Here is a 20,507-nt window from a genome sequence, read left to right on the forward strand (position 1 = left end):
GGTGGCACCCGGGGTGCATCACCGCCCCATCCAGAAGCGATGACCTCAGGAAGGTAGACCAGTGAGGAAGGTAGACCAGTGAGCCTGCTCTCGGTGCGCGACCTCGACGTCCGCCACGGCCAGCTGCGCGCGGTGCGCGACTTCGACCTCGACGTCGCGCAGGGCGAGGTGATCGCGGTGATCGGCGCCAACGGCGCGGGCAAGTCCACGCTGCTGCGCGCTCTGGCCGGCAGCATCACCCCGCACGCCGGCACGATCCACCTCGACGGCCGCGACATCACCAGGATGCCCGCCTACAGCCGCGTCGCGGAGGGCATCGCGCTGGTCCCCGAGGGGCGCAGGCTGTTCCCGTCGCTCACGGTCGAGGAGAACCTGCTCACCGGCACCTACCGCAAGCGGCCCGGCCCCTGGTCGGTGTCCCGGGTCTACGAGCTCTTCCCGTGGATGGCCGACCGGCGCAAGCAGAGCGCCGCCCAGCTGTCGGGTGGCGAGCAGCAGTCGGTCGCGATCGGCAGGGCGCTGGTGTCCAACCCCGACCTGCTGCTCATCGACGAGCTGTCCCTGGGTCTGGCGCCGGTCATCGTGCGCCGGATCTACCAGACCCTGCCCGAGATCGTCGCCGCCGGTACGACGGCGCTGATCGTCGAGCAGGACGTGTCGCAGGCGATGCGGGTCGCCGACCACGTGCACTGCCTGCTCGAGGGGAGGACTGTGCTCTCCGGACGACCCGACGAGCTCAGCGCCGACCAGGTCGAGCAGGCCTACTTCGGCATCGGTGCCGAGCTGGCTCGAGGAGAGAACTAGTGGACTGGCTCAACGCCGTCATCCAAGGCCTGCTGCTCGGCGGCCTCTACGCACTGTTCGCCACCGGACTGTCGCTGATGTTCGGGGTGATGCGGATCGTGAACCTCGCCCACGGCGACCTCGCGATCGTCGCGTCGTTCCTGGCCCTCGCGATGGTCAGCGGCACCGGGCTGCCGATCTGGGTGGTTCTCGTGGTGACCGTGCCGCTGTTCGCGGCGCTCGGCTACCTCACCCAGCGGGTGCTGCTGCAGCGCAGCCTCAGCGCCGGGCCGCTGGCCACGCTGCTGGTCACCTTCGGGCTCTCGATCGTGATCCAGAACCTGCTGCTGGAGATCTTCTCCGCCGACACCGAGACCCTCGACGGCGGCTCGTTCGGCACCGGTGCGTTCGAGATCACCGAGCAGATCTCGCTGCCCTACCTCTCGCTGGCCACCTTCGTGCTCGCGGTCGTGGTGCTGGTCGCGATCCAGCTGTTCCTCGCCCGCACCGGCCTGGGCCGGATGCTGCGCGCGTCGTCCGACGACCGCGACACCGCCACGCTGGTCGGCGCCGACAGCCGGCACGTGTACGGCGTCGCGACGGCGATCGCGTTCGGCACGGTGGCGCTGGCCGGCCTGATGATGGCGATGCGCTCCTCGTTCGACCCGTCGATGGGCCCCTCCCGACTGCTGTTCGCCTTCGAGGCGGTCGTGATCGGTGGCCTCGGCTCGCTGTGGGGCACGCTGATCGGTGGCCTCGTGCTCGGGCTGACCCAGTCGATCGGCGCCCAGATCGACCCGGCGCTGACCATCCTCGCCGGACACCTCGTCTTCCTGGCCGTGCTGGCGTTCCGGCCGCAGGGCCTCATCCCCGGACGGACCTCATGACCCTCACAGAGACCCTGACCGACGCCGCCCGCGGCGCGGTCACCGTACGCCGGGCGGCACGCTCCTACCGGATGACGGCCGGCGTGATGCTCCTCGGTGTCGCCGTGCTCGCAGCGCTGCCGTTCCTGGTCTTCGCCACCGTCACCGACGCGCTGGTGAACCTGTTCGTGCTCGTCGTGCTCGCCAGCATGTGGAACCTGCTGGCCGGGTTCGGTGGCCTGGTCTCGGTGGGCCAGCAGGCCTACGTCGGCATCGGCGCCTACTCGGTCATCGCGTTCGCCGACATGGGCGTGCTGCCCTACCTGGCCGTCCCGCTCGCCGCCTTCACCGCAGCGGTGTTCGCGGTCCCGACCTCGTGGCTGGCCTTCCGGCTGCGCGGCGACTACTTCGCCGTCGGCACCTGGGTCATCGCCGAGGTCTACCGCCTGCTGGTGGTCCGGGTCGACGCGCTCGGCGGCGGCAGCGGCAAGTCGCTGACCGGGCTGTCGGACTTCGACCAGGCGATGCGCGGGGCGCTGACCTACTGGGTCGCGCTGGGCCTCGCGCTCGGGTCGGTGCTGGTGGTCTACCTGCTGCTGCGCTCCCGGCTCGGCCTGTCCCTGATGGCGGTGCGTGACGAGGAGACCGCGGCCAACGCCGTCGGCATCAACGTCGGCCTCGCCAAGCGGATCGTCTACCTCGTCTCCGCGGCAGGGTGCGGTGCCGCCGGTGCGGTGATCGTGATCGCCTCGCTCAGCGTGAACCCGGACGCGATCTTCGACGTGCAGTGGTCGGCGTACATGATCTTCATCGTCGTGATCGGCGGGATCGGCTACATCGAGGGGCCGCTGCTCGGCGCGGTGGTCTTCTTCGCCCTCCAGCAGACTCTGGCCGACTATGGCTCGTGGTACCTCGTGCTGCTCGGCCTGATCGGCATCCTGGTCGCGATCCGGCTGCCTCGTGGCCTGTGGGGGCTGTTCTCCGACCGCACCTCGATCTCGCTGTTCCCCGTGGGCTACTACGTGGACCGGAGGGGGCGTGCCGATGAGTGACCTCGGCGACCTCACGCTGGTCGAGGCGGCCGCCGCCGTCCGCGACGGCGAGCTCTCCCCGGTCGAGCTGACCGAGCACCACCTCGCCCGGATCGAGGAGACCGAGCCGGTGCTGCACGCCTACGCATGCGTGGACGTCGACGGTGCCCGGTCCCAGGCGCGCGCGGCCGAGCAGGCGGTGCAGCGCGGCGAGCGGCTCGGTCCGCTGCACGGCGTGCCCGTCGGGGTGAAGGACCTCATCGACACCGCCGGGCTGCGTACGACGTACGGCTCACCGCGCTTCGCCGACCACGTGCCGCTGCACGACGCCACCGCCGTCTCGCGGCTGCGCGCCGCCGGCGCGGTGCTCCTCGGCAAGCACCGCACCCACGAGCTGGCCTGGGGCGGGCGCACGGACAGCGCGTTCTACGGACCCACGCACAACCCCTACCGGCACGGGCACATCCCCGGCGGGTCGTCCGGCGGCTCGGCGGCCTCGGTCGCGGCCGGCAGCTCGCTGGGCTCACTGGGCACCGACACCGCCGGCAGCGTGCGGATCCCCGCGGCGCTCAGCGGCTGTGTCGGCTACAAGCCGACCCGCGGGCTGGTCAGCCTGCACGGGGTGATGCCGCTCGCGCCGAGCCTGGACCACCTCGGGGCGCTCGGGCGCACCGTCGCCGACGCGGCCGCGCTCGTCGCCGCCGTCGCCGGCCACGACCCCGCCGACCCGCGCACGCTCGCCGACCAGGTCCCGGCGCTCAGCGGGGAACCGGCCGACCCGTCGAACCGGATGCGGGTCGGCTGGCTCGGCGGCTGGTTCACCGCGGTGCTCGACGACCGGGTCCGGACGGAGTACGAGTCCGTCCGTGCCCGGCTCGAGAAGACGGGCGTGGAGACGGTCGACGTGGAGGTGCCCGACGAGCCGGCGATGACCGAGGCGGTGCTCACCCGGATCCTCGCCGAGGCCGGCGCGATCCACCGGCGAACGTTCGAGTCCGACCCGGGCGGCTTCGGTGCCGACATCGCCGAGCTGATGCGCCTGCCCGCGCCGACGCCCGCGCGGCTGGCGCACACGGAGGCGGTGATCAGCCGGTTCAGCGCGGTGCTGCACACCGCCCTGGAGAGCTGCGACGTGCTGGTCGCGCCGACCGAGCCGACGCTCGCGCCGGAGATCGGAGCGACCACCGTCGAGGTCGGCGGGAAGGTGCTCCCGGTCGAGCTCGTCCTGACCCGGCTCACGTCGCCGTTCGACGCGACCGGGCTCCCGGCGGTCTCGGTGCCGGTCGCGCTGGTCGACGGCCTCCCGGTCGCGGTCCAGGTCGTGGGCCGCCGGCTCGACGACGCGACCGCCCTCGGCGTGGCCCGGCTCGTCGAGCAGCTCGTCCCGCGCATCCCGCGCCCCCAGGTCGAAGGAGGAGGACGTCAGTGAGCGTGAAGGTCAAGGCAGCGGTCGTGGAGGAGCTGCGCGGCGACTTCCGGATCGAGCAGCTCGAGCTCGACGAGCCCGGCCCCGGTGAGGCGCTGGTGCGGGTCGTGGCCACCGGTATCTGCCACACCGACGAGATCACCCGGCACGGCGACCTGCCGATGCCGTTCCCCGGCGTGCTCGGCCACGAAGGTGCCGGCGTCGTCGAGGCCGTCGGCGAGGGGGTCACCAAGGTCCGTCCCGGCGACCACGTCGTGATCGGCTGGCCGTCGTGCGGCAGCTGCCGCAACTGCCTCGACGGTGAGCCGCGCTACTGCGCCCGGCTCGGGGAGGCGCTCTGCGGCGGTGGCCGGCTGCTGGGTCCCCGCGCCGGCGAGACCGCGCTGCGCCGCGAGGACGGGTCGCCGGTGCACAGCCACTTCTTCGGCCAGTCGTCGTTCGCCAGCCACGCCCTGACGTGGGCCGAGTCGCTGGTCGTCGTACCCCCGACCGCGCCGCTGGAGATCCTCGGCCCGCTCGCGTGCGGCATCTCGACCGGGGCCGGTGCGGTGCTCAACACGCTGCGGCCGACGCCTGGGAGCAGCCTGGTGGTGTACGGCGCCGGCGCCGTGGGGCTCAGCGCCGTGATGGCCGCCCGCCTCACCCCGGCGACCCGGATCATCGCCGTGGACCTGCACGACAGCCGGCTGGAGACCGCCACCGAGCTCGGCGCGACGCACGTCGTGAACGCCGGGCGGCAGGACCCGGTCGCGGCGGTGCAGGAGATCTGCGGCGGTCCGGCCGACTACTCGCTGGAGTGCACGGGCAACGTCGACGTGCTCCGGCAGGCCGCCGACTCCGTCGGCATGCTCGGCACCTGCGTGCTCATCGGCGGGGCTCCCGCGGGCGCGGAGTTCTCCCTCGACCACCTCACCACCCTGTGGGGGAAGCGGATCGTGGGCACCTTGGGCGGCAGCGGCCGCAGTGACACGCTGATCGGGACCTTGGTCGACCTGCACGCGCAGGGCCGGTTCCCGTTCGACCGGATGGTCCGGTTCTTCGAGCTCGACCAGATCGACGACGCCCTGGCAGCAAGCCACCGGGGGGACGTACTCAAGCCGGTGCTGCGGATGAGCTCCGCGGGCCACGACTAGAAGGGAGCGCGCTGTGGGACTTCTCGACAGCGTCGAATGGCAGGGCAACATCTTCAAGGGCGGCAAGTGGCAGCCCGGTCGCGGTGGTGACTACGCCGTCGTCGAGCCGGCCACGGGCGCCCAGCTCGGTCGGATGGGCCAGGCAACGGCCGAGGACGTGGCCGAGGCCGGCAGGATCGCGCTCGACGCGCAGCGGGAGTGGGCGGCGATGCCGCACACCGCCCGCGCGGCGGTGCTGCGCCGAGCCGGTGACCTGTGGGCCCAGCACGCCGAGGAGATCAGCGGCTGGAACGTCCGTGAGGTCGGTGCGGTCCCGGGGATGGCGGGCTTCGCGCTGCACGTGGCGGCCGAGGAGTGCTACGAGGCCGCGGGTCTTCCGGGCCGCGCCATCGGCGAGGTGATCCCCTCGGAGCAGCCGCGGCTGTCCATGGTGCGCCGGATGCCGGCCGGGGTGGTCAGCGTGATCTCGCCGTTCAACGTGCCGATCATCCTGGGCATCCGTTCGGTGGCTCCCGCGCTCGCGCTCGGCAACGCCGTCCTGCTCAAGCCGGACCCGCGCACTGCGGTCACCGGCGGCACCCTGATGGCCCGGATCTTCGAGGAGGCCGGCCTCCCGCCGGGGGTCCTGCAGATGCTGCCCGGTGGCGCCGACGTCGGCGAGGCACTGGTCACCGACCCGTCCGTCCGGGTGATCTCGTTCACCGGCTCCACGGCCGTGGGCCGCCGGATCGGCGAGCTCGCCGGCAAGCACCTCAAGCGCGCGCACCTCGAGCTCGGCGGCAACTCCGCGCTGCTCGTCCTCGACGACGCCGACGTCGACGCCGCGGTCAACCTCGCCGCCTGGGGCTCGTTCTTCCACCAGGGCCAGATCTGCATGACCACCGGCCGCCACCTGGTCGCCGACCGGCTCTACGACGAGTTCGTGGAGCGCCTCGCCGACAAGGCCGCGCACCTGCCGGTGGGCGACCCGGCCTCGCAGGAGGTCGCGCTCGGCCCGGTCATCGACGCCGGCCAGCGCGACAAGATCCACGGCATGGTCACCGCCAGCGCCGAGCAGGGCGCCAAGATCGCGGCCGGCGGCTCGTTCGAGGAGCTGTTCTACAAGCCGACCGTGCTGGCCGACGTACCCCTGACCGCCCCCGCGTTCGCCGAGGAGGTGTTCGGCCCGGTCGCTCCGGTGACCCGGTTCGGCTCGGTCGAGGAGGCCGCTGAGCTCGCCGGCGCCAGCGAGTACGGCCTGTCGCTGGGCATCGTCACCAAGGACGTGATGCGCGGCCTCGCGGTGGCCGAGCAGATCCCGACCGGCATCGTGCACATCAACGACCAGACGGTCAACGACGAGGCGAACGCACCCTTCGGCGGCGTCGGTGCTTCCGGCACCGGCTCGCGGTTCGGCGGGGCGGGCGCGAACGTCGAGGCGTTCACCGAGACCCGGTGGATCACGATGCGGGGCGAGCCGGCCCAGTACCCCTTCTGAGCCCACGATGACCGTGGAGGAGGCGCCGCGCTCGGACCACCACGTCCGGTCGCTGGCCAGGGGGCTCAGCGTGATCCGGGCGTTCGGTCCCGACCGGCCCGAGCAGACGCTGAGCGAGGTCGCCCGCCGGACCGGGCTGTCCCGGTCCGGTGCGCGGCGCTTCCTGCTCACCCTCGTCGACCTCGGCTACGTCCGCAGCGACGGGAAGGTCTTCACCCTCACCCCGAAGGTGCTCGACCTCGGCTACTCGTACCTGTCGAGCCTGACCCTGCCCGCCATCGCCGAGCCGCACCTCGAGCAGCTGGTCCGCGAGGTCCGCGAGTCCTCGTCGATGGCGGTGCTCGACGGCGGCGAGGTCGTGTACGTCGCCCGGGTGCCGACGTCGCGGATCATGTCGGTCGACATCAAGGTCGGCACCCGGTTCGCGGCGTACGCCACCTCCATGGGCCGCGCGCTGCTCGCCCACGTCGAGCCGGCCGCGCTCGGGGGCTACCTCGCCGGCCTGCAGATCCGGCGGTTCACCGACCGCACGGTCAGGTCCGCCGACGAGCTCGCCGAACGGCTCGAGGAGGTCCGGCGGCTCGGCTACGCCATGGTCGCCGAGGAGCTGGAGGAGGGGCTGATCTCCCTCGCCGTGCCGGTGCGCGGCCGCGACGGCAGGGTGCTGGCGGCGGTGAACGTGTCGTCGCTGGTGACGCGGGTTCCGGCGGAGAAGGTCGAGGACCTGCTGCTGCCGGCGCTGCGCCGCTGTGTCGACGGCATCGAGGCAGATCTGCGGTCCGGGTGAGCTGCGCATGAGAAGGTGTCCGGGTGCAAGATCCGGTCGTGTCCGATGAGCCCGAGCGCAAGGACTACTACGTCCAGTCGCTGGAGCGTGGTCTGGCGGTCATCACCGCGTTCGGTCCGAACTCGCCGCAGCTGACCCTCAGCGACGTCGCCCGCGCCGCGGGGCTGACCCGGGCCGCGGCGCGCCGGTTCCTGCTCACCCTCGTCGACCTCGGCTACGTCCGCACCGACGGCAAGCTGTTCGAGCTCACCCCCCGCGTGCTCGACCTCGGCTACGCCTACCTGTCCAGCATCTCGCTGCCCGGGGTCGCCGAGCCGCACCTCGAGTGGCTCGTGCACGAGACCGGGGAGTCCTCCTCGATGTCGGTGCTCGACGGCCTCGACATCGTGTACGTCGCTCGCGTCCCCACCTCGCGGATCATGACGGTCGCGATCAACGTCGGCACCCGGTTCCCGGCCTACGCCACGTCGATGGGCCGGGTGCTGCTCGCCGGTCTCGACGAGGACCGGCTGTCGTCGTACCTCGCCAAGGTCCACCTCGACCCGCTCACCGAGCTCACCGTGCCGTCCGTGGACGAGCTGCGCGAGCGGCTCGACGAGGTGCGACAGCAGGGCTACGCCCTCGTCGACCAGGAGCTCGAGGCCGGCCTGCGCTCGCTGGCGGTGCCGGTCCACGACCGCCGCGGCCGGGTGGTGGCGGCGGTGAACATCTCCTCGCACGTGAGCCGGCTGACCCGGGAGAAGGCCAAGCGCGACTTCCTGCCGCTGCTGCTGGAGACCTCCTCCCGCATCGAGGCCGACCTGCGCCGCTCCTGAGCGCCACCGCCGACGGAGCCCCCGTCGGCGCCGTTGGACATCGCGCAGCTGCGCGGGTGTCGACCACGTTCCTCCGGTTCGAGGTTCGAAATCGCGCGTGCGCGCAGAACTCGCCCTATCGGAGTGGACAGGGAGCGGGTCGGCTAGGACGCCGGAAGGTCTCCGTTGTGTCTCAGATCGCCCCGACTGTGGTCCAGGTCTCCCCAAGAGGGTGTGATCTGTGTATCGTATAGGGAACACATGTTCGGCATGCGAACGTCATGCCCACCTTCCAGGGGAGAACCGCACATGCGCACACTGAGGACGAGGGCCCTCCAGGCCGTAGCCGTCATCTCCGTCCTTGCGGCAACCGCCGCCTGCGGCGGCGAGGACACCGGCTCCACGGGCGACGGCGACGAGATGCGCCAGGTCACCGTCGGCCTGATCCCGATCGTCGACGTCGCCCCCATCTACCTCGGCGACGAGCAGGGCTTCTTCGAGGAGCGCAACATCGAGCTCACCATGGAGAGCGGCCAGGGTGGCGCTGCGATCGTCCCCGGTGTGATGAGCGGTCAGTTCCAGTTCGGCTTCAGCAACGTCACCTCGCTGATGCTCGCGCGCGGCGAGAACCTCCCTCTGAAGATCGTGGCCCCCGGCAACTCCTCCACGGGGGTCGAGGGCGAGGACTTCAGTGCCGTCGTCGTGGCCGAGGACAGCCCGATCAAGTCCGCGGCCGACCTCGAGGGCAAGACCGTCGCGGTGAACACGCTGAACAACATCGGCACGATCACCGTGCGCGAGTCGGTCCGCAAGGCCGGCGGCAACCCCGACAGCGTGAAGTTCGTCGAGCTCGGCTTCCCCGACATGCCCGCCGCGGTCGCGCAGGGCAACGTCGACGCCGCGTGGGTCGTCGAGCCGTTCGTCGCGATCAGCGGGGACCAGGGGCACCGTGTGATCGCCTGGAACCTGGTCGACACCTTCCCCGAGCTGATGATCGCCGGCTACTTCACCTCCGAGCAGCTGCTGGCCGACGACCCCGAGCTCGTCGACGACTTCGTCGCCGCGATCACCGAGTCCCTGGAGTACGCCGAGGCGCACCCCGACGAGACCAAGGCAATCGTGAAGACCTACACCGAGATCGACGACGCGACGCTGGAGAAGGTCACGCTGCCGAAGTTCCCGACCGAGATCAACGAGGAGTCGACGCAGAAGCTCGCCGACCTCGCCGAGGCCGACGGCCTGGTCAAGGAGCCCGTCGACGTCGCCGCCCTGCTGCCCTGATCGGAGAGTTCCAGCAGTAATGAGTAGGTCACGGTTGCTGAAGTGGGGGCAGGGCCTCGTGGGGCTCGTCTCGATGGTCGTCGTGCTCGAGCTCCTGCCTCGGGTCGGCGTCGTCTCCTCCGACTACCTGCCCCCCTTCAGCACCATGATGGAGGCGCTGGTCACCAAGCTCGGCCAGGAGCAGTTCTGGACCGCGCTCGGCCACAGCGCCACCTCGTGGGCGGTCGGCCTCGCGATCGCCCTCGCCCTCGGCATCTCGCTCGGGCTGGTGATCGGCAGCGTCCCGGTGCTGCGAGCGCTCACGCACTCCACGATCGAGTTCCTGCGGCCGATCCCGTCGGTCGCGCTGATCCCGCTGGTCTCCCTGCTGTTCGCCACCGGCATCGAGTCCACCCTGGTGCTGGTCGTCTACGCCTCGCTGTGGCAGGTGCTGATCCAGGTGCTCTACGGCGTCCAGGACGTCGACCCCGTCGTGCGCGAGACCGCCCGGTCCTACCGGTTCGGCGCGTGGGCCCAGGTCCGCAACGTGGTCTGGCCGACCGCACTGCCCTACGTGATGACCGGCTTCCGGCTGGCCGCCACGGTCGCCCTGGTGCTCACCATCACCGCCGAGCTCGTGATCGGCAGCCCCGGCATCGGAAAGGAGATCGCGGTGGCGCAGAACAGCGGCAACGTCCCCTCGATGTACGCCCTGGTGCTGGTCACCGGGGTGCTCGGCGTGCTGGTCAACCTGTTCGCGCGAGCCGTCGAGCGCCGTACCCTCGCCTGGCACCCGTCGCTGCGGGCGGAGGCGCTGGCATGAGCGCGCTCGCACCGGTGAAGAAGGTCGGGCTGGTGGTCGCCCTGCCGATCGTGCTGCTGACGGTCTGGTGGGTGGCCACCGAGGGCAGCACGGATCCCTACGTCCCGCCGCTGCGCGAGATCTTCGCGACCTTCCCGGAGACCTGGACCAGCGCGCGGCTCATGGACGACGTCGTGCCCAGCCTGGTCCGGCTGCTGATCGGCTACGCCCTCGCGGTGCTGCTCGGTGTCGGCCTCGGTGTGGTGATCGGCAGCTTCCGCGTGGTCCGCGGCATCGCCGAGCCGGTGCTGGAGTTCTTCCGCGCGATCCCGCCGCCGGTGCTGATCCCCATCGTGATGCTGTTCGCCGGCATCGGTGACACCATGAAGGTGATCGTGATCGTCTTCGGCTGCATCTGGCCGGTCCTGCTCAACACCGTCGAGGGGGTGCGCGCGGTCGACGAGGTGCTCGGCGACACCAGCCGCTGCTACGGCGTCACCGGGGTGGCCCGGCTGCGGCACCTGACCCTGCGCTCGGCCAGTCCCCAGATCTTCGCCGGCATGCGCCAGGCGCTCTCGCTGGCGATCATCCTGATGGTGATCAGCGAGATGTTCGCCGCGAGCAACGGCCTCGGCTTCACGGTCGTCCAGTTCCAGCGGAGCTTCGCGATCCCCGAGATGTGGACCGGGATCATGGTGCTCGGCCTGGTCGGCGTCACGTTGTCCCTGCTTTTCGGCTTCGCCGAGCGTCGCGCTCTCGCGTGGTACCTCGGTCTGCGCCGCGCCCAACGAGGAGAGTGACCATGTCCAGTCCGTCCCAGAGCACCCAGCCGATGCTGGACGTGCGCGGTGTGAAGAAGGTGTACGGCGGCGGCAACCGCACCGTCGAGGCCGTCCGCGACCTGACCTTCTCCGTCGCGCCGGGCGAGCTGGTGTGCATCGTCGGCCCCTCCGGTGCCGGCAAGACCACGTTGCTCAAGTGCATGGCGGGCCTGCTCGAGCCGACTGCCGGCGAGGTCGTGATGGAGGGGGAGACGGTCTCCGGCCCGCCCGCCGGCATGGCGGTGGTGTTCCAGGAGTACGGCCGCAGCCTGTTCCCGTGGCTCACCGTGCGGCAGAACGTCGAGCTGCCGCTGAAGGAGAAGAAGATCCCCAAGGCGCGGCGCGCCGAGCTGGTGCACGAGGCGCTCGACGCGGTGGGGCTGGCCGACGTGCACGCGGCCTACCCGTGGCAGCTGTCGGGCGGCATGCAGCAGCGGGTCGCGATCGCGCGCGCGGTGGCCTACGAGCCGCACGTGCTGCTGATGGACGAGCCGTTCGCCGCGGTCGACGCCCAGACCCGCGCCGACCTCGAGGACCTGGTCCGGCGGCTCTGGCACCGGCTGGGCGTGACGATCATCTTCGTCACCCACGACATCGACGAGTCGGTCTACCTCGGCGAGCGCGTGCTGGTGCTGTCGGCCTCGCCGACGGTGATCATGGAGGACGTCAAGATCGACCTGCCCGACGAGCGCGACCAGCTCGGCACCCGCTCCAGCGAGCGGTTCGCGGAGCTGCGCACCCGCATCTACGAGCTGATCCAGCAGGCGAAGTCGCACCACTCGCGGGTCCGCCAGGAAGCCACTCCGGAGGTGGCCGTCGGCGAGGAGCAGGCCGTGGACACCCAGGTCTCGGCCCGATGACCACGGTGCGCACCCAGGTCGCGATCGTCGGCGCCGGGCCGGCCGGCCTGCTGCTGGCCCAGCTGCTGGACCGGGCAGGTGTCGAGTCGGTCCTGATCGAGGCGCGCAGCCCGGAGTACGTCCTGAGCCGGATCCGCGCCGGCGTGCTCGAGGCCTCCAGCGTCGAGCTGCTCCGCGAGGCCGGCGTCGGCGACCGCCTCGACCGTGAGGGCATGGAGCACCGCGGGATCTACCTGCAGTGGCCGCACGAGCGGCACCACATCGACTTCGTCGACCACGTCGGCCGGTCGGTGTGGGTCTACGGCCAGACCGAGGTCACCAAGGACCTGATGGACGCCCGGAGCAAGGCCGGCCAGCAGGCCTACTACAGCGCCGCCGACGTCGCGCTGCACGACATCGACGGTGAGGCGCCGTACGTCACCTTCACCGACGCCGACGGCAACCCCCAGCGGGTCGAGGCGATGGCGGTCGCCGGCTGCGACGGGTTCCACGGCCCGTCGCGCCCCTCGGTGCCGACGAGCGTGCAGCAGACGTGGGAGCGGGTCTACCCCTACGCCTGGCTCGGTGTCCTCGCCGACGTCGCGCCCTCGACCGACGAGCTCATCTACGCCTGGCACCCCGAGGGTTTCGCGCTACACAGCATGCGCTCGCACGAGGTGAGCCGCTACTACCTGCAGGTCACCCCCGACGAGGACATCGCGAACTGGTCCGACGACCGGATCTGGTCCGCGCTGGCCGAGCGGCTCGGCCACGGCCAGGACGGCTGGCACCTGCAGACCGGGCAGATCACCGAGAAGAGCGTGCTGCCGATGCGCAGCTTCGTCTCCACCCCGATGCGCCACGGCCGGCTGTTCCTCGCCGGTGACGCCGCCCACATCGTGCCACCGACCGGCGCGAAGGGGCTCAACCTGGCGATCGCCGACGTCGCGGTGCTGTCCCGGGCGCTGGTCGACCTGGTGCAGAAGGGTGCGCCCGGGCTCGCGGACGCCTACTCCGACACGGCGCTGCGGCGGGTGTGGCGGGCCACCCACTTCTCGTGGTGGATGACCAGCATGCTGCACACCAGCGGCGACCCGTTCGACGCCCAGCTCCAGCTCTCGCAGCTGCAGTGGGTGGCGAAGTCCAGCGCCGGCGCCGCGGGCCTGGCGGAGAACTACGCCGGCCTCACCATCGGCTACTGACACGCCCGCTCGGCTACTGACGGGCATCGCCGCCGATCTGAGGAGGACCGGGCCCGCCGCATCGGTTGGTGCGGTCACCTCGACAGGCAGGTCGGGCCGCGCGGGAGGGGAGTCACGCTCAGCCACGGCGTACGGCGGCCAACCTGCCTGTTCGAATGACGGCGACACGGCCGGCCGCTCACCGGGGCGCAGACAGTGTCAGGGCTCGCCGATCGCCGCGAGCACCTCGTCGAGGGCGTGCAGGGAGTGCCCGGAGACGAGCACGTCGACGTGGGGGAGTGCGGCGGCCATCCCACCGACCAGAGGCTCGTAGTCGTCGGCCGCCGTGCGCGGGTTCACCCAGACCACCCGGTGCGCGAGCCGGCCCAGCCGCGCCATCTGCTCGCCGAGCAGGCCCGGGTCGGCGCGCTCCCAGCCGTCGGAGACGATCACCACCACCGCGCCGCGGGCCATGCCGCGCCGCCCGTGCTGGTCGAGGAAGGTCTTGAGCGCCTCGCCGATCCGGGTGCCGCCGGACCAGTCGGGCGCCTCCTCGGCGGCGCGGGCCAGTGCCAGGTCGGGGTTGGCGCCGGCCAGCACCCGCGAGAGCCGGGTGAGCCGGGTCGCCATCACGAACGCCTCGGCGCCCGCGCCGCGCACCGCGCCCTGGAGCAGCTGGAGATAGACCCGGGAGTAGGCCTCCATCGAGCCGGAGACGTCGGCGAGCAGGACGATCCGCCGCCGCTGGGTCTGCCGGCGACGGTGCACCCTGCGGACCGGGTCACCGCCGGTGCGGTGCGCGCGCCGCAGCGTCCGGCGCAGGTCGAGGTGGTGCCCGGTCGTGGCCGGCGCCGTCCGCCTCGTGCGCCGGAGCGGTGCGGCGAACCGGAGCTCCTCGGCGAGCCGGCGCAGCGTCAGCAGCTCCTCGGCGGTGTAGTCGGCGAAGTCCTTGCGGCGCAGCCGCTCGTCGGTGCTCGCGGTCATCAGCACCCGGCCCGTGTCGTCGTCGGCCGCACCGTCCCCGCCGCCCGGGGTGGGGGCGGGCGCGGCGGAGTCGGTGGTCGGTGCCTGCTCGGGCGGCCGCACCTTCGGCCCCGGCCGCAGCTGTGGCGGAAGCTTCGGGGCCGCGGTGTCGCCGCGGTCCGCGTCCAGGTCTGCCAGCCCACCGAACACCTCGTCGAAGACCCGCTGGAACGCCGGGAGCTGGTCGCGGTCCTCTACCAGCGTCACCCGGGCCAGCCAGTACAGCTCGCGCACCCGCTCGGGCCTGCTCGTCGCCACGGCCGCTGCGAGCCGGGAGGTGCGTTCCGGACCGGCAGGCACATCGGCTGCCCGCAGCCGGGCCGCGAACGCGGCCAGCAGGTCGGCGAGGTCGGGGCCGCGGGGTGTCGCGGTGGAGCTGCCGATGTCAGCCACCGCCGGCCACCCAGGCGAGCCCGCGGTCGGTCGCGACCTCGACGTCCTCGCGGTACTTCAGCGCCGAGCCCAGCGTGCTGCCTGTGACGTCGGCGTCGAGCCGGGTCACTCCGAGCAGCGCCAGCGCCCCGACCCAGTCGATCGCCTCCGCGACCCCCGGCGGCTTCTGCAGGTCGAGGCTGCGCAACCGGTGCACCGCGCCGGCCACGGAGACGGTGAGCTCCTGGGCCGCCGAGGGCACCTTGCGCCGGATGATCTCCGCGGCTCGCTCGACGCTTGGGTAGTCGATCCAGTGGTAGAGGCAGCGCCGCTTGAGTGCGTCGTGCAGGTCGCGGGTGCGGTTGGAGGTGAGTACGACGATCGGCGGCACGTCGGCCCGCACGGTGCCGATCTCGGGGATCGTGATCGCGCCCTCGGCGAGCAGCTCGAACAGGAACGCCTCGAACTGCTCGTCGGCCCGGTCCACCTCGTCGATCAACAGCACGGCCGGTCGCGACCCGCGATGGCGCACGGCACGCAGCAGCGGCCGCTCGACGAGGAACTCCGGCCCGAACAGGTCCGCCTCGCGCAGGTGGGTGCCCTCGGCCTCGGCGAGCCGGATCGCGAGCAGCTGGCGCGGGTAGTTCCACTCGTAGAGCGCCTCGGCGGCGTCGATCCCGTCGTAGCACTGCAGCCGGATCAGCGGAGTGTCGAGGAGCTCGGCCAGTGCTTTCGCGGACTGGGTCTTGCCGACCCCGGCCTCGCCCTCGAGCAGGATCGGCTGGCCCAGCCGCACGGCGCAGAACAGCGCCGTCGCCAGGCCCGCGTCGGTGAGGTACCCGGTCTCCTCGAGCTCCTTGCGGAGCGTGTCGATGTCCGGGACCAGCTCGGCCAGCGGGGTCTCGGCGGGCTCGACCAGCGGCTGGGGCTCGACCAGCGGGGGCTCGCCGGGCGGGTTCGGGTCACCGGTCACGAGGCGAGGTACCCACCCGGGTCGGCGGCGAAGGCCCGCAGGCAGCCGCTGCCGCAGAACCAGTACCGCTCACCCTCGTGGTCCAGGTGCAGCGAGGTCTCCACGGTCGCCACGCTCATCCCGCACACCGGGTCGAGCGCCGTGCCGGGCGCGGTCGACGGCACCAGCGGCAGCTCGTGTGCACCATGTCCGCCACCCGAGGCGGCGTGCCCGGGATGGTGGTGGCCCCGGTCGTGCGCGGCCTGCGCGCCCTCGTCGACCGGCCGCCCTGAGGCACGCCGGCGCTCGGCCACCATCTCCGCGAGGATCGACAGCGCCACCTCCTCCGGGGTGCGCGCGCCGATGTCGAGGCCGGCCGGTGTGTGCACCCGGGCACGGGTGGCCTCGTCCACGTCGAGGGAGGCCACCACGGCCTCGCCGCGCTTGCGGCTGGCCACGAGCGCGACGTAGCGGACCCCGGCCGCGAGCGCCCGGCCCAGCACCTCCTCCTCGTCGCGTCCGTGGGAGGCGCACACCAGCGCCGCCGCCGATGACAGGTCCGCCTGGTCGCCGTCGGCCACGTCGTAGCCGAGTCGCTCGCCCAGGCCACGGAGTGCCACCGCGATCGGGCTGTCCCCGTGGACGGCCAGCAGCGGTGCGGGGATCACCGGGTCGAGGAAGATCTCCAGGGTCCCCCCGGACAGGCACGGGTTGTGCACGGTCAGCCGGTCCGGTCTCGGCTCCGGCTCCTCCTCAGGGGTGGGCGTGATCCGCAGCAGCAGCGGCTCACCGGAGTCCAGCAGCGTCAACCCCTGCGCGCGCACCGTCGACTCGGCGCAGGTGCCGCCGACGAACCCCTCGATGGTGCCGTCGGGGAAGACGATCGCCTCGTCACCTGGCTTCGCCGAGGTCGGCCGGTCGGCGAGCACCACGCGGGCGTGCACGAACGGCACCCGCTCCGCACGCAGCTCGGCGGCGCGGTGCTCGACCTCGGCCCGGCTCACTGGACCGCCAGGTCGGTGCGCATCGGCCTGCCCTGCATCGCCATCCACACGTTCGCCGGGGTGAGCGGCATGTCGGCGTGGCGGACGCCGTACGGCTCGAGGGCGTCGATCACCGCGTTGACCACCGCCGCGGGAGAGCCGACGGTCGCCGACTCGCCGATGCCCTTGAGGCCCAGCGGGTGGTGCGGCGACGGGGTGACCGTCTCCCCGGTCTCCCAGCTCGGGCACTCCAGCGCGGTGGGCAGCAGGTAGTCCATGAACGAGCCGCCGACGCAGTTGCCCTCGTCGTCGAACGCGATCAGCTGCATCAGCGCCATGCCGACGCCGTCGGCGAGGCCGCCGTGCACCTGGCCCTCGACGATCATCGGGTTGATCCGCGGCCCGCAGTCGTCGACGGCGATGAACCGGCGTACGTCGACCTGGCCGGTGCCCGGGTCGACGTCCACGACGCAGATGTACGCGCCGAACGGGTAGGTGAGGTTCGGCGGGTCGTAGACCACGGACGCGTCGAGGTGGCCCTCGACCCCCTCGGGCAGCTCGAGGGTGCCGTGCGAGAGCATCGCCACCTCCTGGATGGTCTTGCCCTGCGTGCGGTCGCCCTTGACGTACCAGCGGCCCTGCTCCCACTCGAGGTCGTCGGGGCTGCACTCCAGCGCTGCTGCTGTGATCACCCGCGCCTTGTCACGGATCCGTTGCGCGACCACCGCGGCCGCCGCCCCGGAGACCGGCGTGGACCGCGAGCCGTAGGTGCCGAGGCCGAACGGGGTGTTGCTGGTGTCGCCGTGGATCACGTCGATGTCCTCCGGCGGGAGCCCGAGCTCCTGGGACACGATCTGCGCGAACGTCGTCTCGTGGCCCTGGCCCTGGGTCTGCACCGACAGCCGCAGCTGGGCCTTGCCGGTCGGGTGCACCCGCAGCTCGCAGCCGTCGGCCATGCCGAGGCCGAGGATGTCCATGTGCTTGCGCGGCCCGGCGCCGACACCCTCGGTGAAGAAGCTGATCCCGATCCCCATCAGCTCGCCTCGCTCGCGCTTCTCCGCCTGCTCGCGGCGCAGCTCGTCGTAGCCGGCCATGTCGAGTGCCTTCTGCAGCGCGCGCGGGTAGTCGCCGGAGTCGTACTCCCAGCCGGTCTTGGACATGTAGGGGAACTGCTCGGGCCGGATCAGGTTCTTCATCCGCAGCTCGGCCGGGTCGACGCCGAGCTCGTCGGCGAGCAGGTCGACCATCCGCTCGACCAGGTAGACCGCCTCGGTGATCCGGAACGAGCAGGCGTAGGCGACGCCGCCGGGGGCCTTGTTGGTGTAGACCCCGGTCACCTTGCAGTACGCCGCCTCGAGGTCGTAGCTGCCGGTGAAGATGTGGAAGAACCCGGCCGGGAACTTCGTCGGCTGGGCGGTGCCGTTGAAGGCGCCGTGGTCGGCGAGGACGTCGACGCGTACGCCGAGGATCTTCCCGTCGCGGGTCGCCGCGATCTCGCCCTTCATGTGGTAGTCGCGGGCGAACGAGGTCGACATCAGGTTCTCGCTGCGGTCCTCGACCCACTTGACCGGTTTGCCGGTCACGATCGAGCCGACGACGGCGAGCACGTAGCCGGGGTAGATGCCGACCTTGTTGCCGAACCCGCCGCCGATGTCGGGAGAGATGATCTGGATGTTGTGCTCGGGGATCCCGGCGACCAGCGCGTAGACGGTCCGGTGCGCGTGCGGCGCCTGGTTGGTCGACCAGACGGTGAGCTTCCCGGTGACCCGGTCCATGCTCGCGATCGACCCACAGGTCTCCATCGGCGCGGGGTGCACCCGCGGGTAGAGCATCTCCTGGCTGACCACCACGTCGGCCTTGGCGAACACCTCGTCGGCGGTGGCCTTGTCGCCGGACTCCCAGTCGAAGATGTGGTTGTCGGTGCGACCCTCGACGTCGTCGCGGATCACCGGCGCGTCCGGGTCGAGCGCCCTGTGCGCGTCCACGACGGGCGGGAGCACGTCGTACTCGACGTCGATCAGCTCGAGGGCGTCGCGGGCGGCGTACTTGTCCTCGGCGACGACGAAGGCGACCTCCTGGCCCTGGAACCGGACCTTGTCGGTGGCGAGCACGGCCTGCACGTCGGCGCTCAGTGTCGGCATCCACGCCAGGTTCAGCGACTCGAGCGTCGCCCCGGTGATCACCGCCTTGACCTTCGGGTGCGCCTCCGCCTCGGAGGTGTCGATCGAGACGATCCGGGCGTGCGCGACCGGGCTGCGCAGGATCGCGGCGTGCAGCATGCCGGGCAGCACGAGGTCGTCGAGGTAGTGGCCCTGGCCGCGCAGGAAACGGGCATCCTCCTTGCGGAGCATGCGGCCGAAGCCCATCGGGTTGCCGGCGGGGCTGGTGGTCGGGGGCGCGGCGTGCGTGGTCATGCCTGGACCTCCTGGGTCGTCGGCTCGGTCTCGGCGGCCGCGGCCTGCTCGTGCTCGGCGGCCCAGCGGATCGCGCGGACGATGTTCTCGTAGCCGGTGCAGCGGCACAGCTGACCGGAGATCGCCTCGCGGATCGTGTCCTCGCCGGGGTCGGGGTCGTGGTCCAGCAGCCACCGCGCGGTCATCATCATCCCCGGGGTGCAGAAGCCGCACTGGAGGCCGTGCTCCTCCATGAACCCCTGCTGCACCGGGTCGAGCTGCCCGTCGACCTCGAGGCTCTCGACGGTGCGCACGTCGTGCCCGTCGGCCATCGCCGCCAGCACCGTGCAGCTCTTCACCGGCAGCCCGTCGAGCTGGAGCACGCAGGTGCCGCACTGGGAGGTGTCGCAGCCCCAGTGCGTCCCGGTCAGTCCGAGCTCGTCACGGATGAAGTGCACGAGCAGCAGCCGCGGTTCGATCTCGCGGGTCACCTGCTCGCCGTTGACGGTCATCGTCACCTGCATGGTCAGGACCTTCCTTGTGAGCGGTCGGCGCAACGGCGCAGGACACGGCGGGTGAGCTCGTCGGCGAGGTGCACCTTGTAGGCCACCGGACCGCGTTGGTCCGCGCGTGGGTTGCAGGCCTGGGCGGCGATCCGCCCGGCCTCGACGATGTGCTCCTCGGTGAGCGGCTGGCCGAGGAGGTACTCCTCGGCCTCGGGTGCGCAGAAGTGCGGGGCGCCCAGGGCGGTCAGCCCGATCCCGACGTCGGCGACCACCCCGTCACGGAGCACGACGTAGGCGCCCACCGCGGCCGCGGCCCAGTCACCGGTCTTGCGCTTGACCTTGTCGTAGGCGCTGGCCGCGCCAGGCCGGATCGGCACGCGCATCTCGGTGAGGATCTCGGCGTCGCCCAGGACGGTCTCGTAGGGCCCGCTGTGGAACTCCCGCGCCGGGACGGTCCGGGTCCCGCCCGAGGACCGCAGCACCAGCTCGGCCTTCAGCGCCGACCCGACCGCGGCCAGGTCCTCGGCGGGGTCGGCCTGGCAGAACGAGCCGCCCACCGTGCCGCGGTTGCGGACCGGGGGGTCGGCGATCAGCCGCTCGGCGTCGTGCAGGATCGGGTAGTGCTCGCCGACCACCGGGGAGCTCAGCACCGTGGCGTGCCGGGTCATCGCACCGATGCACAGCCGGTCGCCCTCGACGCGGATGTAGTCGAGGTCGGTGAGGCCGTTGATGTCGATGACGCAGTCGGGACGAGCCAGCCGGATCCGCATCATCGGCAGCAGGCTGTGCCCGCCGGCGATGAGTCTGGACTCCGGACCCAGCTGCTCCAAGAGCTCGAGCGCGTGCTCGACGCTGGTGGCTCTGGCGTAGTCGACGGGCGCGGGTGTCTGCACAGGTCTGCCCCTCTCGGTCGGACGGAGAGTCCGGCGGCTCGCCCCACGGTCCCCGAGAGACGAAACCGGATGCGGGTCAGTGTGCTCCAGGTCACACCCCGTCGCAATAGCCCGTCGCGGCCCGCGACCCGTGCCGGTGGTCGAGCCTGTCGAGACCCCGACCCGTGCCGCCGGGGGCCGACTTT

At 71.9% G+C, this 20,507-nt stretch carries 19 protein-coding genes; 13 read left to right on the forward strand and 6 right to left on the reverse strand.

Annotated features, from left to right (window positions below; all coding sequences use genetic code 11):
- Window positions 1-78 precede the first annotated feature (78 nt).
- The 13 genes from ACYVIH_RS21385 (at window position 79) to ACYVIH_RS21445 (ending at window position 13,221) form a co-directional block, all read left to right on the forward strand.
- Window positions 79-804, forward strand: a complete 726-nt coding sequence (locus tag ACYVIH_RS21385) for an ABC transporter ATP-binding protein (RefSeq protein WP_460871574.1) — start codon at window positions 79-81, stop codon at window positions 802-804.
- On the forward strand, window positions 804-1,670 hold the full coding sequence (locus tag ACYVIH_RS21390; RefSeq protein ID WP_460871575.1) for a branched-chain amino acid ABC transporter permease: 867 nt from the start codon (window positions 804-806) through the stop codon (window positions 1,668-1,670). Before ACYVIH_RS21385 ends, ACYVIH_RS21390 begins: the two co-directional genes overlap by 1 nt.
- Complete coding sequence (locus ACYVIH_RS21395; protein WP_460871576.1) at window positions 1,667-2,701, forward strand: branched-chain amino acid ABC transporter permease; 1,035 nt, start codon at window positions 1,667-1,669, stop codon at window positions 2,699-2,701. The genes ACYVIH_RS21390 and ACYVIH_RS21395 overlap by 4 nt, the downstream gene beginning before the upstream one ends.
- Window positions 2,694-4,109, forward strand: a complete 1,416-nt coding sequence (locus ACYVIH_RS21400) for an amidase (RefSeq protein WP_460871577.1) — start codon at window positions 2,694-2,696, stop codon at window positions 4,107-4,109. The genes ACYVIH_RS21395 and ACYVIH_RS21400 overlap by 8 nt, the downstream gene beginning before the upstream one ends.
- Entirely contained in the window at window positions 4,106-5,239 is a 1,134-nt protein-coding gene (locus ACYVIH_RS21405; RefSeq protein ID WP_460871578.1) for an NAD(P)-dependent alcohol dehydrogenase, read from the forward strand. Before ACYVIH_RS21400 ends, ACYVIH_RS21405 begins: the two co-directional genes overlap by 4 nt.
- 13 nt (window positions 5,240-5,252) lie before the next feature.
- On the forward strand, window positions 5,253-6,716 hold the full coding sequence (locus ACYVIH_RS21410; protein WP_460871579.1) for a benzaldehyde dehydrogenase: 1,464 nt from the start codon (window positions 5,253-5,255) through the stop codon (window positions 6,714-6,716).
- 7 nt (window positions 6,717-6,723) lie between these two features.
- On the forward strand, window positions 6,724-7,503 hold the full coding sequence (locus ACYVIH_RS21415; protein ID WP_460871580.1) for an IclR family transcriptional regulator domain-containing protein: 780 nt from the start codon (window positions 6,724-6,726) through the stop codon (window positions 7,501-7,503).
- Window positions 7,504-7,541: 38 nt separating this feature from the next.
- The gene (locus ACYVIH_RS21420) at window positions 7,542-8,318 is read left to right on the forward strand and encodes an IclR family transcriptional regulator (protein ID WP_460871581.1); all 777 of its coding nucleotides are present in this window, start codon (window positions 7,542-7,544) and stop codon (window positions 8,316-8,318) included.
- Between the two features lie 288 nt (window positions 8,319-8,606).
- Window positions 8,607-9,578: an ABC transporter substrate-binding protein gene (locus tag ACYVIH_RS21425; protein ID WP_460871582.1), complete on the forward strand. Its 972-nt coding sequence runs from the start codon at window positions 8,607-8,609 to the stop codon at window positions 9,576-9,578.
- A gap of 19 nt (window positions 9,579-9,597) precedes the next feature.
- Window positions 9,598-10,380 (forward strand): ABC transporter permease, encoded by a 783-nt coding sequence (locus tag ACYVIH_RS21430; RefSeq protein ID WP_460871583.1) that lies wholly within the window; start codon window positions 9,598-9,600, stop codon window positions 10,378-10,380.
- Complete coding sequence (locus ACYVIH_RS21435) at window positions 10,377-11,159, forward strand: ABC transporter permease (RefSeq protein ID WP_460871584.1); 783 nt, start codon at window positions 10,377-10,379, stop codon at window positions 11,157-11,159. The genes ACYVIH_RS21430 and ACYVIH_RS21435 overlap by 4 nt, the downstream gene beginning before the upstream one ends.
- Before the next feature lie 2 nt (window positions 11,160-11,161).
- Window positions 11,162-12,040: an ABC transporter ATP-binding protein gene (locus ACYVIH_RS21440; protein WP_460871585.1), complete on the forward strand. Its 879-nt coding sequence runs from the start codon at window positions 11,162-11,164 to the stop codon at window positions 12,038-12,040.
- Entirely contained in the window at window positions 12,037-13,221 is a 1,185-nt protein-coding gene (locus tag ACYVIH_RS21445) for a 4-hydroxybenzoate 3-monooxygenase (RefSeq protein ID WP_460871586.1), read from the forward strand. The genes ACYVIH_RS21440 and ACYVIH_RS21445 overlap by 4 nt, the downstream gene beginning before the upstream one ends.
- Window positions 13,222-13,419: 198 nt before the next feature.
- Here ACYVIH_RS21445 and ACYVIH_RS21450 read toward each other — a convergent pair whose 3' ends face one another.
- From ACYVIH_RS21450 to ACYVIH_RS21475, 6 genes are read right to left on the reverse strand one after another with little or no spacing between them, the layout of a single operon-like run.
- Complete coding sequence (locus tag ACYVIH_RS21450) at window positions 13,420-14,616, reverse strand: vWA domain-containing protein (RefSeq protein WP_460871587.1); 1,197 nt, start codon at window positions 14,614-14,616, stop codon at window positions 13,420-13,422.
- A complete protein-coding gene (locus ACYVIH_RS21455) occupies window positions 14,609-15,568 on the reverse strand; it encodes an AAA family ATPase (protein WP_460871588.1) in 960 nt (319 codons plus the stop codon). The genes ACYVIH_RS21450 and ACYVIH_RS21455 overlap by 8 nt, the downstream gene beginning before the upstream one ends.
- Complete coding sequence (locus tag ACYVIH_RS21460) at window positions 15,565-16,551, reverse strand: XdhC family protein (RefSeq protein ID WP_460871589.1); 987 nt, start codon at window positions 16,549-16,551, stop codon at window positions 15,565-15,567. The genes ACYVIH_RS21455 and ACYVIH_RS21460 overlap by 4 nt, the downstream gene beginning before the upstream one ends.
- Entirely contained in the window at window positions 16,548-18,944 is a 2,397-nt protein-coding gene (locus ACYVIH_RS21465; protein ID WP_460871590.1) for an aerobic carbon-monoxide dehydrogenase large subunit, read from the reverse strand. Before ACYVIH_RS21465 ends, ACYVIH_RS21460 begins: the two co-directional genes overlap by 4 nt.
- Entirely contained in the window at window positions 18,941-19,447 is a 507-nt protein-coding gene (locus tag ACYVIH_RS21470; RefSeq protein ID WP_460871591.1) for a (2Fe-2S)-binding protein, read from the reverse strand. Before ACYVIH_RS21470 ends, ACYVIH_RS21465 begins: the two co-directional genes overlap by 4 nt.
- 2 nt (window positions 19,448-19,449) lie before the next feature.
- On the reverse strand, window positions 19,450-20,322 hold the full coding sequence (locus tag ACYVIH_RS21475) for an FAD binding domain-containing protein (RefSeq protein WP_460871592.1): 873 nt from the start codon (window positions 20,320-20,322) through the stop codon (window positions 19,450-19,452).
- Window positions 20,323-20,507: the final 185 nt, after the last annotated feature.

It is taken from the genome of Nocardioides pakistanensis, assembly GCF_054781215.1.

Excerpts from the sequence above, each read along its gene's own strand:
- ACYVIH_RS21395 (WP_460871576.1), top strand. The coding sequence starts at position 1,667 with ATGACCCTCACAGAGACCCTGACCGACGCCGCCCGCGGCGCGGTCACC.
- ACYVIH_RS21400 (WP_460871577.1), top strand. The coding sequence starts at position 2,694 with ATGAGTGACCTCGGCGACCTCACGCTGGTCGAGGCGGCCGCCGCCGTC.
- ACYVIH_RS21415 (WP_460871580.1), top strand. The coding sequence starts at position 6,724 with ATGACCGTGGAGGAGGCGCCGCGCTCGGACCACCACGTCCGGTCGCTG.
- ACYVIH_RS21425 (WP_460871582.1), top strand. The coding sequence starts at position 8,607 with ATGCGCACACTGAGGACGAGGGCCCTCCAGGCCGTAGCCGTCATCTCC.
- ACYVIH_RS21430 (WP_460871583.1), top strand. The coding sequence starts at position 9,598 with ATGAGTAGGTCACGGTTGCTGAAGTGGGGGCAGGGCCTCGTGGGGCTC.
- ACYVIH_RS21435 (WP_460871584.1), top strand. The coding sequence starts at position 10,377 with ATGAGCGCGCTCGCACCGGTGAAGAAGGTCGGGCTGGTGGTCGCCCTG.
- ACYVIH_RS21440 (WP_460871585.1), top strand. The coding sequence starts at position 11,162 with ATGTCCAGTCCGTCCCAGAGCACCCAGCCGATGCTGGACGTGCGCGGT.
- ACYVIH_RS21445 (WP_460871586.1), top strand. The coding sequence starts at position 12,037 with ATGACCACGGTGCGCACCCAGGTCGCGATCGTCGGCGCCGGGCCGGCC.
- ACYVIH_RS21465 (WP_460871590.1), bottom strand. The coding sequence starts at position 18,944 with ATGACCACGCACGCCGCGCCCCCGACCACCAGCCCCGCCGGCAACCCG.
- ACYVIH_RS21470 (WP_460871591.1), bottom strand. The coding sequence starts at position 19,447 with ATGCAGGTGACGATGACCGTCAACGGCGAGCAGGTGACCCGCGAGATC.